The following is a 12440-nucleotide window of genomic DNA, read 5'->3' as shown; positions in this document are numbered from 1 at the left end:
TTCGGATGTTAACTTCTACACAGAATTTTATCATTTCTGAATTACAAAGGTACAAATCATACTGGCAAGCACTTTTGAAAAGAAAAATACATTTAAATTTTATTAACGGAGAAATCAAAATACAATTCACACTACCCAATGGTGTTTTGGTTATATTCAATAAGAATGCAATGAGAACACCAGAGGTATTAGATAGACTAACAATAGAAAAGAAACGGAGGATGTGGAACAAAATTAGAAGAACTGAGTATTGGTTGCAGTTACTTTCATTAAGACAACGAGAAGCTATATTCTGGAGAATTATAAATCACGATTTTGAGCCTTGTAATTCTGTAGAATGTTCAGGACTAAAATATAAAACATTGTCATATAGAGAAATTGCAAAAAAGATGGATCTTAACGAAAAAACAGTTTGGACATATGTGCAAGAAGGGATTGAGAAAATTGAGGAGTTGATTGAAGGTGCAAAGTAAAGTATATAGAGAGATGTTTACAAGAAAACCTTTAGAGGAGTGATAACATGTTTAAAGCGGTTGTTTTGTGGATTTTATCGATAAAAGTATTCAATGTAAAAACGATGGTATGATAGCTGAGTTATTTCATTTTGTTGATGGGGTTGAATTACTTAGGGATTGGAGTTATTGCGGAATAATTCAAATCGGGTATTTAATTAAAGAAAAATTGTATTTTTATCTCGAATTTTGATTTTTGGGGTGAATAACATGAAATTAACAATAACAAAGGAAAAACGAAAGCAAATAAAGCAATTATGCAAGAATTATCTTTTAGGAATAAAAACTGTTGTTTCCTTTGACTTAAATGGTTACCATTTCTCAGTTATAGGTTATCCTACTGGAATTACAATTGATATTTCGAGGCGTATTATAACATTTGCAAACGAAAAAATACCAGACACAATCTATGACAGTGAATATTTAATTCACGTTGTGCTCTACACACTAAAATTTTTAGCCAAGAGATTTATTGAAGTGAAATAAGGAGATGATACTATGAAATGCAAGAAATGTGGCAAAGAATTCATGGAAGAAGATTCAATTGGGTCTGTTATTCAACTTTGTCAAGATTGCTGGGAAGCATATTGCGACGCACAATGGTGGGAGTTTCTTGGACAATTCAATAACTCATGGATAAAAGAAGTTTGGAAAGAAGCAGAAAAAATGTGGGAAGAAAAGAAGGAGAGGTGAAGGAGCGTGTTTGAAGAATATTAAAATAGAACAGAAACTATTATTGAATTGTTATATGAGTTGTTTAAAGCTATGGGGGTGGAAAAAGAGTGATAATTTACTTGACAACCCCCACAAAAATGATATAATTTTTGTAGAATGGGTAAGTATACTTAATGGGGCAAAAAGCCCCATTTTTTTATGGAGTATAATTTTTTGAAGTATTAAACATCATTTTATCATCAAAAGTAAAATAAAAATCTGAGGCAACTATAAGTTTTTTTATAGATTCATCTGCAGAACCAGTAGAATTGAAATGATGCGGGGACAATAATAACACAATTTCCGCTCCCCTGTTACGGGCTTCATCAAAAGCAGGAACCAAATCACTATCACCACTAATTATAATAATTGTATCAATGTCATTAGCATAGCGTACAATATCTAATGCCATATTTACATCCACACCTTTTTGAGAAAAAGTATTTCCAATTTTACGGCAGCGGCCAAGTACTACATCTATTCTTTGTATACTTCTAAGTTTATTCAGAACTTTTTCTTTTTTTGTTCTAAAATTATTATCCCCACCTTCACAAGGAGGGCTATCATGAAATCTTACACGAATAAGATGCATTTCAGTATTTATCACCTTTGAATAAAATTTAATAATATTTTGAAAACAGAAATCATATTTTGGAGCTTTTTTCCATTCATTCATACAACTTTTATATAGATAATTACCATCAACAATAATAATAGCACGCATAAAATCCCTCCATTTATAAAATAATAGGCCGGTGCACTTTCCCTTGGTGGACGGAACCCCAAGGAGTGGACACCGGCAGATATTATTTTTATTTTCCGAATTAATTATATATGAATAAATTCTAAATTAAAAATCCTGTGATCACCTATTATCAGTTATTAAAATAAATTATAAACAAATATATGTAGATTTCTTATTAATACAAAGATTTCTACTAAAAAAACTCCAATATTACAATCAATATAGGATCAAAAATTTTACTTTAGCTCGTAAAAGAAGTTCAGGATAGTTAGGAGTGAACAAATGAGGTATACTTGTAAGAACTGCAAGTATTTTGCAATAATTCCTAATTTTTGGGATGGTTTGTGTACTCGTACAGGTAAAATTGAATGGGAAAAAACGACAGCTTGTAAGAAGTTTGAGATGAGAGAAAATAAAGTTAAGAAAAAGGAAAAAGAACAAAAAGACAAAAACTGACTAACCAGAAGCCATTTGGCTTCTTTTTTTATATCGAAAGGAGCGATACGATGGGATAGGCTCTATTCCAAGGGTTATCCGAGATTATGTTCATAAGCGAGATAAGGAAAAATGTCGCATTTGTGGACGATATGTAAACGGAACAGGTCAAATTCATCATCTTTTTAGACGCAACGCAACTATACCATCAGAATACGCAATCCCCTGGGTCCCGCGCAACAATCATCCGTATAACCTTGTTTTGTTATGTCCAGAATGTCATTTAAAGATACATCGAGGGTTAAAGATAGATATAGATTTACTCATTAAGCAAAACAAAAAGAAAAAGCTTACAAAAGGAGTTCGAAAGTGGGTGGAAGAGCATGAAGTGGGAAGAATTGGATCAGGAATTAACTCTGGATGAATTAACTGCAGAAGAACTAAGCCAAATATCCATTCAAGAAGCGCAGATGAGGATACAGCGCAATATAAATCTTTTAGCAAGAATAAACAACCTGTTACTTGAAGCTTCTAATGAATTAGGTAAATGGCGGATTATAGTCGAGAAGCTGAAGCATACAAAGAATACAATTATCGAACAAAACAGAGCTTTGAAGGAAGTTATTAAGGGCGAACGATGGTTATGAAGCTTCGTAGACTTCGTAAACTTTAAATTGACTTCGTAAGAAGGTGATAGATATGCCAGTTATTCATAATAAACAATGCAAAGTATGTAATAGTGAACATAGAACAGAAATTGAAAAATTACTTGCAGAAGGGTGGGGAACGAGAAGAATCTCAAAATGGTTGAAAGACAAATACAACGAAAGTATTTCTGATAATGCTATTCTCAATCACAAGAAAAAACACTGGAATGTTAGCAAGGAAATTAAAAAGCGTGCAGCACGAAAAGAATCGGAAGAATTATTTGAAGAAGAAGTAAAAAAAGGACTTACGAGGTTGGAAACACTTAGAACAGAACGAGAAGAAAATTTCAAACTTGCAAAGGAACTTAGGACCATTTTCTTTGGGCTTCTTAAAAGTGGAAAATGGAAAAGACTACATCCAGAAACATTTAAGGCCATGCAATCTTTGTATAACACTGCCACCAATCAAGTACGTTATACAGCAGCTGAAGAATTCAAACAACTTGATCAAGATACAGAAGATCCATTTGTAAAACTTATGGAGTTGATAAAAAATGACAAAGGCACAAATGGAGATGATAGCGAGGAAGCTTAGAAATATTGAAACTTTTACAAAGCTTTTATTTGGATATTCTGAAATAGCTCCCAAACAAAGGGAGCTTTTATATTTAAATGGTTCAACTCAGGTGATATGTGCTGGGAGAAGATTTGGAAAAACAAATTATGTAGCTGGCAAGATCTTTTATTATGCAACTATACATCCAAAAAGCAGGGTTATTGTAGGTGGTCCATCTTTGGATCAGGCGAAGATATATTATGACCTATTAACAGAGGCGATAGAACTATCACCACTGAAAGGATTTGTCAAGAAAACAAAAGATTCTCCTTTTCCAACAATATATCTCAAAAATGGTTCTTCAATTACTGTAAGATCGACTGCACATAATGGTAAGTATCTCAGAGGAAGAAAGGTTAATTTAGTAGTTCTTACTGAAGCTGCGTTTATTAAAGACTCAGTGTATGAGCAAGTTATAACTCCAATGAAGCTTGATACAGGAGCACCGGTAATATTAGAATCAACCCCTAACGGAATGAATTATTTTTATGAAGAATATCAAAGAGGTTTAAAAAACAAAAAGCATACTATTTCTTTCCATGCAACTGTATACGATAATCCGTTTTTAGATCAAGAAGAAATTGAAAATGCAAAGGCAAAAACTCCTGATTACGTTTGGAGGCAAGAATATCTGGCGGAGTTTGTTGATGATGATACAGTGTTCTTCCCATGGAAGATCTTAGTTGAAGCTTTTGAAGATTACAAACCTGAAGGATATAAAGATGGGAGAAAGTATTCAATTGGTGTTGATCTTGCAAAATATAGGGACTACACGGTGATTATAGTACTTGATGTAACAGAAGAACCGTTTAAAATAGCTGAATTTCATAGATTTAATCAAATTCCATATGAAGAAGTTATAAGAATAGTAAATGACTTACAAGCAAAGTATCGGGCACAAGTGTATCTTGATGCAACAGGTGTAGGAGACCCCATAAGTGAAAGAATAAATGCTTGCGTTCCATTTGTTTTTTCTCAGAAATCCAAATCTGAGCTACTACATAATTTATTACTTAACTTTGAACAACAAAAATTACAATTACCTGCTTCAAATACAATTTTAAGAGATGAGCTGAGATTTTTTAGACGTATTCAATCTGGTTCTGGATTTAAGTTAGAAGCTCAGGAAGGCTACCACGATGACTGTGTTATGGCTTTAGCTCTTGCTGTGTGGGGACAAACTAGAAGACAAGAAGCTTTTAGCACACAATTGGATATTTTGTGAGGTGAGATAGATGGCTAAAAAAAATTACCAAGAACTTTTTGATTTGTTTTATGGAGAATATACACCTGAATATTGTCAACAAAACCAGTTGTTTATTGATTATGACAGCAAAAACAATATAAAACACATAACCAAATCCTTAATTGATTACGCATATGAAATCATTACAACTGATTACAACTTAATATTTGGAGACAATTTTGAAATTTATATTCCTAATAATGAAAATGCCACAAAAAGATTGAAAGAGTTGTTTGAGGCAAATAATTTCAACAAACTTGCAAGATTGTTTGTTATCCAAGGACTTATTCTTGGTGATACCGCGCTGAAATTAGGAAGAGACACAGATGGTAACGTTAGAATGGGGATTGTTAAGTTATTAAATGGAACACTTGACTATGTAATGGAATATGGGCAAGTCGTTGCGTGGGTGTATGAATACTCAATGAAGCATCACGAGTCATATTTGCAAGTAAAAGAAATCTATACAAAAGATAGAGTGCAAATTTATGTAGATGGCAAACTAAAAATTAATCTTCCGAATCGTTATGGAGAATTCTGGCTAATTCACGTGGCAAATATACCTTCACTTCAGGATCCAGTTTGGGGAGAATCAGAGCTTGAGAGAATAGGCGACACGATAGATGAAATGAATTCAACACTATCCAGAATCTCAGCTATTGAAGATATTTATGCTAAACCACGAATTATAGCATCGGGGATCAGAGACGCAAGTAATTTAAGGCAAGAACATAACGTATGGGCAACTCCAGACAACGCAGAACTTAAGATTTTGGAATACAACGGAAATGTAATTCCTTCAATGCTTGAAAAATATGAAAAGTTAGAAAACTATCTCAGAAACAAATGTCCTGAACTTATCCTTAACGATCTTGGAAATATTTCAGGATATGCATTAAAACTGAAACTTACAAAACTTATCAAGAAGATAAAGAACTATAGAGACGTATATTTTGCTGGAATTAAAAAAGCTTGCAAACTTGCACTCGCAATGGACGGGGTCGTTGTTGACGAGGTTGCAATTAAAGTTGATCCAGTTATTCCTGCAGATGAGGTTGAGGATCTTAATAAATGGATAATGTTAATGCAATCTGAACTTGTATCCAGACAAACAGTTGCAGAAGCATTGGGATTTGATTTTAACGAAGAAGCCAGGAAAATTGAAGAAGAAAATTCCTGGTATATGGAGTTGATGGGCGATGAATCTGGACAGAAGACTGAACAGGAGTGAAAAATATCTTATAAATCGCAATTTACGCCTTTTAAAAGCTCTACTTGAAAGAATTATCGGTATGCTTGTAACAGGAGAAATGAGACAAAAAACCTTTAACTGGATAAAACTACAAATAGAAGCACAAGTTGATGAATATATAAAAGAATTTAAAAAATATCTTGACAAAGAAACATTATCGATATTTAACCTATCAAGCAAAGTAGCACACGAAAGCATAAATGTACCATTCAGAGGTGTGCCGACTAATGTTATGGTATGGTTTAACAATAACTTCATGAACTTCGAAGATACAATCATGAAAAATTATGCAGGAGATCTTATGAGAAAGATAGAAAATACAATAACGGCTGGAATAATTTCTGGAACACCGACTGATGTAATTGCAAAAATGCTTATAAAAGAAATACCACCAAATGCAAAAAGAAGAGTACAAGTAATGGTAAGAGACCAATTAGGACTTGCTATGCAACATGGAATATGGCAAACATATCAGGAATATCAGGATGTTATCAAGGCATACAAATGGTCTGGTCCACAAGATAAAAGAACAACTAAATGGTGCGAAAACAGATATAAGCTTACACAAAAAAAACCTTGGACTTATGAACAAATTCAAAAATACATTCAGACAAACCCAAAAAAACTAAAAGGGAAAGAAATAAGAGCGGATCACGGTACATTCTTGCATCCGCATATACAATGCAGGCACAGGCTCTTAGCAATTCCAGAATCACCAAAGGTAGTTGTTAATGAAGCTATAAAGGAGGTTTTAAGAGCGAGGTGAGAGAATGGCTGATGTTATGAAAAACGACCGCAGTTGGAAAAATATTCCACCTGCAGGTTCTTCAAAACGTGAAGATATGCCAGCACATGTGTTTTTAGATCCCAAAAATAAAAGATATCCATACAAAAAATATGTTGATGGGAAGTGGAAAGTAAGCTGTGCTGGACTTTTAGCGGCATATAGAAGAGCGATTATGAATAAAGATTCCGAAATAGCAAACAAGGCAAGGAGTTTAGCTATTCAATACAAATGTCCGTGGGCAAACAAATAAGAAGGAGGTATAAAGCATGTTGGAAATGAAAAAGAGGGGCATTGACATCCAACTCTTTGCAGAGGGGGATAGTCAAGCCACTCAAAATAATGATGTAAAGATAACTTATTCGAACGGAACTTCAACCGCAAATAATGGAACACCGAGCGTTAATGTAACTTTTACAGGAGATAACACTCAATCCGGAACTAACGAAGAAGTTTTGTATGATGATAAAGACCCCATTGAAGCATTAAAAGCAACAGCGATAGAGCTGGGACTAAATCCTGATGACGTTGCTATTATGACAAAAAAGGAACTCCAAAGCCAAATTGACAGAGCAGTGACACAGGCAATTAAAACAAGAGAAGAAAAACTTAAAAAGAAGGCAGAAATAGAGAAAATGAAGGAAAAAGGTCAATATGAGCAATTATTGAGGCAAGAAAGAAGAGAGGCTTTGGAGGACCTCAAAAATACTTATTTGCAAGCTAAAGGATTACCACAGGAATTTGGTGTATTAATCACAGTCGACCCACTTGTAGACAAATCTCTTACAGAAGCAAAAGAGGAACTTGTAGATGCAGTGGAAACTATAGCAACTAAAATCAACGAAATAGTGGAAGCAAAAGTAAATGAAAAGCTAAAAACTATGGAATCTGGTACATTTACTGGCACAAAAAACACGGAGAAAGCATTGCCAACTGACCCCAAAGAAGCTCTAAAGCAATTATTTTCTCAAAAAAAGAAATAAAAGGAGGTAGTTATCTATGGGAACAATAAATGGTATGGTAACAACTTACGATGTTGCTGAAAATAAAATTGATGTATCTCCTGTTTTATCAATGTTAAAACTTCCTAACACTCCATTATTGAATGCGATTGGTATAAGTAATGAAACAGTTGATTCAACAAGGTATGAATGGTGGGACGATGTTCTCCCTGTATTAAAAGTTAAACTTGCTGCTGCATATACTGCAGGTGGAGGTTCTTTAACTGTTGAAACTGGTGCTGGGAAGAAATTTAAAGTTGGTAACGTAATCAAAGTCGAAAATTCCATTTATAGAGTGACAGCAATTAATGGAGATGTCTTGTCTGTTGCAGTTGTTTCTGGTGACGCAGACCACGCCGCAAACGTAGATGTAGAACTTATTGGAGATGCTCAACCAGAAGGGCAAGATTATAACGATAGCAATTATGAACAAAAAGTTAAGAGATACAATGTCACTCAAATTTTCTCCGATTACGTAAAATTCTCTGGATCTCAACTCGCTGTGAAACAATATGTAAACGAAGATGTATTTTTAAACGAAGTTCAAAGAAAACTTAAAAAGTTAAAAATACTCCTCGAAAGAACCGCTTGGCTCGGTATAAGGGTTGACCCAAACGATAATTCTGGTCCAAGAATGATGGGTGGTATTAAATACTTTATTGATAGTGATGGTATAACCTCAACTAACACTTGGAGTGAGGATAATTTTAGAGCATTCTTAAAACTCATCTACGACAATGGTGGTTATATAACCGAAGCATGGATGAACGCTTCCACAAAACAATACTTCAATTCCCTTAATTCTGATAAATTAATCGTTACCCAAGATGAAAGAACTGCTGGTAGGTTAGTTGATGGATACCTCTCAGAATACGGACAAATTTCCTTGAAGACTTCTCCTCATATTCCCGAAGGTATGATTATTGTAGTTGATACAAGCAATTTGAAGATTAAACCTCTATCTGGTAGGAATATGGCATACGAACCACTTGCAAAGACCGGAGATAGTGTAAAAGGACAAATTGTAGGAGAATACACTCTTGAGTTTAGAAATCCTGACGGTGCTGGAATATTCTATATCCAATAATTCAGAGGGGCTTATGGCCCCTCTTTTTATAACAAAAACTAAGGAGGGAAAAATATGAAATATGAATTTATAGGTAATACAAAGTTTGTGATTGTAAATGGTAAAGCATATCCCGTCAAAATAAGTGGAAAACAGAAATACGTTGAAATTCCAGACGATGTAGAAGTAAAAGAGAAATTTTTGAAACCTATCGAAGGAAAAACAAAAAAACAAACCGAAGGAAGCAAAGCGAAAGGAGAAACCAAATAAGGAAGTGGTTTAAATGACTAATCTTGAGTTTTTAAGAATGAAAATTCCTGATAAAGATATAACAAATCAACTTTTCACGGACGACGAACTAAGTGAGATTATAAAAATCCACTCTGAAATTAAAGTAATGCAAGCCACACAAATGGACGTTGATAGCAAAGTGTTCAAAATTCCTGTGTACAGATTAGATGAAACATATGTAGAAAGGATATTTATTGGATTGCCATATCCAGAAAACGAGTTAACATCAGGATTTACCATGGATAAAGAAGCAGGAATTATTTATTTTGATGATGCTGTTGGGGCTGACGTCTATGTTCAAGCAAAAGTGATTAACTGGAACGATGTACTTGCGGACTGTTACGAGATGATTATGGGTGATATAAATAAGCTTAACTCATATTCCATACAAAACGCTTCACAGCAGATGGATGATACAAAGGCACATCTTAGATATCTTGTAAATTACTACAGAAGTCCTCGAGGGTGGGACTTATGATTGAAGTCTCAGTTGACAAAAAGCAACTGACTAAAATAAAGCGATATATGTCAGATGATAGGTTTAAAGAAGTATTGAGAAAGGTGCTAATAGCCGCGGGTTTAGAACTTGAAGATATGATAGTTACTAACATAGACGAGAGAACGAGCAATACAGGCCGTTTAGGACAATCCTGGACAGTAAAAGATATAAGTTATGACAAAATAAAAGTATTTACAAACTTACAATATGCTCCTTTTGTAGAATATGGAACACGACCACATAGACCACCATATAAACCAATCTTAAGATGGGTTCAGTTAAAGGAGAAATCAAGGGCGAAATGGACTTATAGGAGAGCATGGGCAATATGGCACTCCATTGCAAAAAAAGGAACACAGGAAAAAAGGTATCTAAGAGATGCAGTTGATAAGTTTAGCCTTTCTAAATGGGTAGATGAGCTAATAAGGACGTGGGAAAATGTTTAGCACGGTAAGAAATTTTATAACTCAATTAGAAACTATCTTTGATAATGTAACTATTGCAGATGATAAAGCTTTACAAAAAGCGAATAATGCAACGGTGTTTATAGACAAAATTACTCCTGAATATCTAACAAGCTCAAGAAAACGCAATACTTGCGATATGGCTATTCTATTCTCAGTTGAAGGAACACCAGATCCTGCATATGACACAGCAGATACAAAGTTAGGACAAATTGAAACAATATTAGATACATCATTCAATTATTATGAGATTTCCGAGATTCAATACAGCTATGTTCAAAATCTCAAACGCTTATTTGTATTTGTGCAAGTAAGTTTCAAGTGGGATGAATAATGGAGGTGAGTTAAATGAATACAGGCGCTAAATCAAGCGTATTACTTGGCGTTGAAACAAGCTTTGCAACTGAAGCAACTGCTATATGGAAATTGCCTTTCAAAAGCGAAAGCTTAAATCATAAAGTTGAAGCAGTTAGATCAGAAGCATTGCTGGGTACAAGAGGAATAAAATCTCTTGCTCCTGGAAAATTAGGTGCTGAAGGAAGTATTGATGTAGAACTTTATCCAGAAACTGCAGGTGTTCTTTTCTATCTTGCTCTTGGAAAAGCAGCACTTGTTGATCCTGATGGTACTCCCTCGAGCGGGGATGAATATACAAATATTAAACCAATCGGCCTAACTGAAGATCTTCCGAGTGCAAGTATAGAAGTAAACCACGGTGGACAATCATTCAAATATCTTGGAATGAAAATTAATCAACTAAGATTTTCTGGTTCGGTCGGTGCAATTCCTTCAGTAACTGCTGATTTTGTAGGGAAAGAAGAACTAAGCGGTTCCTTAACACAGGGGACTTTAACTGTTCCAGGATATGATCCATACTACTTTAAAGAACTTAAACTTTACACAGATCAATTCACAACAGCTACAGATCTTTACTCAAGTATTGAACTTACAATAAACAACAATCTTGACTCTGACGATTACAGATTAGATGGCACAGGCAAAAGGAAGAGTTTAGATCCTGGAACATTGGAAATTACAGGATCAATTGATATTATCTTCGATAGTTCAGTAATTTCTGGCGAATATACTAAATTCAAGAATTTTACTGAGGCAGCATTAGGTATAGAACTTGCAAAAGATGCAACTAACAAACTTACAATATACATTCCAAGACTTCTCTTCTCAAACATGACACACGATATTGCAGGACCAGACAAAATAATGTTTAAGGCTGAATTCACAGCTCTAATTCCATTGAGTGGAGACATAATCGAAATCGCAGATTATACTAACGGGACAGGAACATATTAAGGGGTGATTAAATGAGCCTTTTTGCAAGTAATGAAACAGTGAAACTTTATATTAAGGATAAGAAAGTTGTAAATAAGGAAACTGAAACATGGATTGAAGTTCCAAAAGAGCTTACTGCAGAACTCAGAGAAGAAGCAGTAACTATTTTCCAAAACTCAAAGGTAGAAGTAACAAGAGATGGGAATGCAATACTGGATTTAGCTGCAGTAAATGCTGTTCCATACAAATTTTTAACAAAAGTAATAAAATCCTGGAGTGAAAGTGTTCCTGTGACACTGGAAAACATAAAGAAAGTAGAGGCAACTACTCTTTTAAATATCTGGATAAAGTTACAAGAGATGTATAATCTCGGTGGTAGCAATGCTTTTGGAGTTTGAAGATGGCTGGATAGAATATAAGAAATTAACTGTTAGAGGAATTGAATTACTAAGAAAGGGGAGAGTGATTGAAGCTCTCCCTTTTCATATTATTAGATGGAGTGAAAATGTGCCGATAACTACCAAGACTTGCGGAATGCTAAAACATGAAACTGTTGAGCTATTAAGACAGAAATTACTTGAAAGCGTTGAACCATTGCTGAGTATTGAAGGTTATAAACTTAAAAGATGGCTAAATTTAATGCTTTCTGATATCAAAATGGGAAACAATGTTCCAGAAGAAGATAGACAAATGTATGACTTTATAAAAGAGAATTACTTCCAATTCGTTCTTGCATATGTGGATCACAAGGGGAATATAATTAATCTTCCAGAATCTGGAGGAATTTTCGATCAACCAGTAGACTGGATAATATTTCTGATTAATTTCAAAACAGTCTTTGTAGAACAACTTGCAAATAAGAATAAAGGCAGGTGATT

General features: G+C 34.3%; 21 protein-coding genes. 20 read left to right on the top strand and 1 reads right to left on the bottom strand.

Annotated elements, in window-relative coordinates:
- The first annotated feature begins 5 nt into the window (after positions 1-5).
- The 4 genes from TMEL_RS07560 to TMEL_RS07550 all read left to right on the top strand — a co-directional run bounded on the left by TMEL_RS07560 (position 6) and on the right by TMEL_RS07550 (position 1205).
- Positions 6-473: an RNA polymerase sigma factor gene (locus tag TMEL_RS07560; RefSeq protein ID WP_012057673.1), complete on the top strand. Its 468-nt coding sequence runs from the start codon at positions 6-8 to the stop codon at positions 471-473.
- Between the two features lie 67 nt (positions 474-540).
- On the top strand, positions 541-705 hold the full coding sequence (locus TMEL_RS10325; protein WP_155760993.1) for a hypothetical protein: 165 nt from the start codon (positions 541-543) through the stop codon (positions 703-705).
- A 17-nt stretch (positions 706-722) separates the two neighbouring features.
- Positions 723-998 (top strand): hypothetical protein, encoded by a 276-nt coding sequence (locus TMEL_RS07555; protein WP_041426093.1) that lies wholly within the window; start codon positions 723-725, stop codon positions 996-998.
- A 12-nt stretch (positions 999-1010) separates the two neighbouring features.
- Positions 1011-1205, top strand: coding sequence for a hypothetical protein (locus tag TMEL_RS07550; protein WP_012057672.1), 195 nt, complete (start codon positions 1011-1013; stop codon positions 1203-1205).
- 178 nt (positions 1206-1383) lie between these two features.
- Here TMEL_RS07550 and TMEL_RS07540 read toward each other — a convergent pair whose 3' ends face one another.
- Complete coding sequence (locus TMEL_RS07540; RefSeq protein WP_012057671.1) at positions 1384-1950, bottom strand: NYN domain-containing protein; 567 nt, start codon at positions 1948-1950, stop codon at positions 1384-1386.
- A 303-nt stretch (positions 1951-2253) separates the two neighbouring features.
- Between TMEL_RS07540 and TMEL_RS10320 the strand changes: the two genes are divergently transcribed.
- From TMEL_RS10320 to TMEL_RS07465, 16 genes are all read left to right on the top strand, one after another.
- Positions 2254-2427 (top strand): hypothetical protein, encoded by a 174-nt coding sequence (locus TMEL_RS10320; protein WP_012057670.1) that lies wholly within the window; start codon positions 2254-2256, stop codon positions 2425-2427.
- Positions 2428-2789: 362 nt separating this feature from the next.
- Positions 2790-3053, top strand: a complete 264-nt coding sequence (locus TMEL_RS07535; RefSeq protein ID WP_041426090.1) for a hypothetical protein — start codon at positions 2790-2792, stop codon at positions 3051-3053.
- Between the two features lie 52 nt (positions 3054-3105).
- On the top strand, positions 3106-3648 hold the full coding sequence (locus TMEL_RS09950; RefSeq protein WP_012057669.1) for a hypothetical protein: 543 nt from the start codon (positions 3106-3108) through the stop codon (positions 3646-3648).
- Positions 3608-4894, top strand: a complete 1287-nt coding sequence (locus TMEL_RS07525; protein ID WP_041426087.1) for a phage terminase large subunit — start codon at positions 3608-3610, stop codon at positions 4892-4894. The genes TMEL_RS09950 and TMEL_RS07525 overlap by 41 nt, the downstream gene beginning before the upstream one ends.
- A gap of 10 nt (positions 4895-4904) precedes the next feature.
- Positions 4905-6146 (top strand): phage portal protein, encoded by a 1242-nt coding sequence (locus TMEL_RS07520; RefSeq protein ID WP_012057667.1) that lies wholly within the window; start codon positions 4905-4907, stop codon positions 6144-6146.
- Positions 6115-6933 (top strand): structural protein, encoded by an 819-nt coding sequence (locus TMEL_RS07515; protein WP_041426085.1) that lies wholly within the window; start codon positions 6115-6117, stop codon positions 6931-6933. The genes TMEL_RS07520 and TMEL_RS07515 overlap by 32 nt, the downstream gene beginning before the upstream one ends.
- 4 nt (positions 6934-6937) lie before the next feature.
- The gene (locus TMEL_RS07510; protein ID WP_012057665.1) at positions 6938-7204 is read left to right on the top strand and encodes a hypothetical protein; all 267 of its coding nucleotides are present in this window, start codon (positions 6938-6940) and stop codon (positions 7202-7204) included.
- Between the two features lie 16 nt (positions 7205-7220).
- Positions 7221-7934: a DUF4355 domain-containing protein gene (locus TMEL_RS07505; protein ID WP_012057664.1), complete on the top strand. Its 714-nt coding sequence runs from the start codon at positions 7221-7223 to the stop codon at positions 7932-7934.
- A 16-nt stretch (positions 7935-7950) separates the two neighbouring features.
- Positions 7951-9039, top strand: a complete 1089-nt coding sequence (locus TMEL_RS07500) for an SU10 major capsid protein (protein WP_012057663.1) — start codon at positions 7951-7953, stop codon at positions 9037-9039.
- A gap of 54 nt (positions 9040-9093) precedes the next feature.
- Positions 9094-9288 carry a hypothetical protein gene (locus TMEL_RS07495; protein WP_012057662.1) on the top strand — a complete coding sequence of 65 codons (195 nt, stop codon included), beginning with the start codon at positions 9094-9096 and terminating at the stop codon, positions 9286-9288.
- A 13-nt stretch (positions 9289-9301) separates the two neighbouring features.
- Positions 9302-9787, top strand: coding sequence for a hypothetical protein (locus tag TMEL_RS07490; protein ID WP_012057661.1), 486 nt, complete (start codon positions 9302-9304; stop codon positions 9785-9787).
- Positions 9784-10254 carry an HK97 gp10 family phage protein gene (locus TMEL_RS07485; RefSeq protein ID WP_012057660.1) on the top strand — a complete coding sequence of 157 codons (471 nt, stop codon included), beginning with the start codon at positions 9784-9786 and terminating at the stop codon, positions 10252-10254. The genes TMEL_RS07490 and TMEL_RS07485 overlap by 4 nt, the downstream gene beginning before the upstream one ends.
- A complete protein-coding gene (locus tag TMEL_RS07480) occupies positions 10247-10606 on the top strand; it encodes a hypothetical protein (protein WP_012057659.1) in 360 nt (119 codons plus the stop codon). The genes TMEL_RS07485 and TMEL_RS07480 overlap by 8 nt, the downstream gene beginning before the upstream one ends.
- 14 nt (positions 10607-10620) lie before the next feature.
- Complete coding sequence (locus tag TMEL_RS07475; protein ID WP_012057658.1) at positions 10621-11583, top strand: phage tail tube protein; 963 nt, start codon at positions 10621-10623, stop codon at positions 11581-11583.
- Between the two features lie 11 nt (positions 11584-11594).
- Positions 11595-11960 (top strand): hypothetical protein, encoded by a 366-nt coding sequence (locus TMEL_RS07470; protein WP_012057657.1) that lies wholly within the window; start codon positions 11595-11597, stop codon positions 11958-11960.
- A 109-nt stretch (positions 11961-12069) separates the two neighbouring features.
- Positions 12070-12438 carry a hypothetical protein gene (locus TMEL_RS07465; RefSeq protein WP_231109734.1) on the top strand — a complete coding sequence of 123 codons (369 nt, stop codon included), beginning with the start codon at positions 12070-12072 and terminating at the stop codon, positions 12436-12438.
- Positions 12439-12440: the final 2 nt, after the last annotated feature.

The sequence above is a fragment of the Thermosipho melanesiensis BI429 genome (assembly GCF_000016905.1).
Lineage (GTDB): Bacteria > Thermotogota > Thermotogae > Thermotogales > Fervidobacteriaceae > Thermosipho > Thermosipho melanesiensis.
This window is presented reverse-complemented; position numbering and strand designations above follow the sequence as displayed.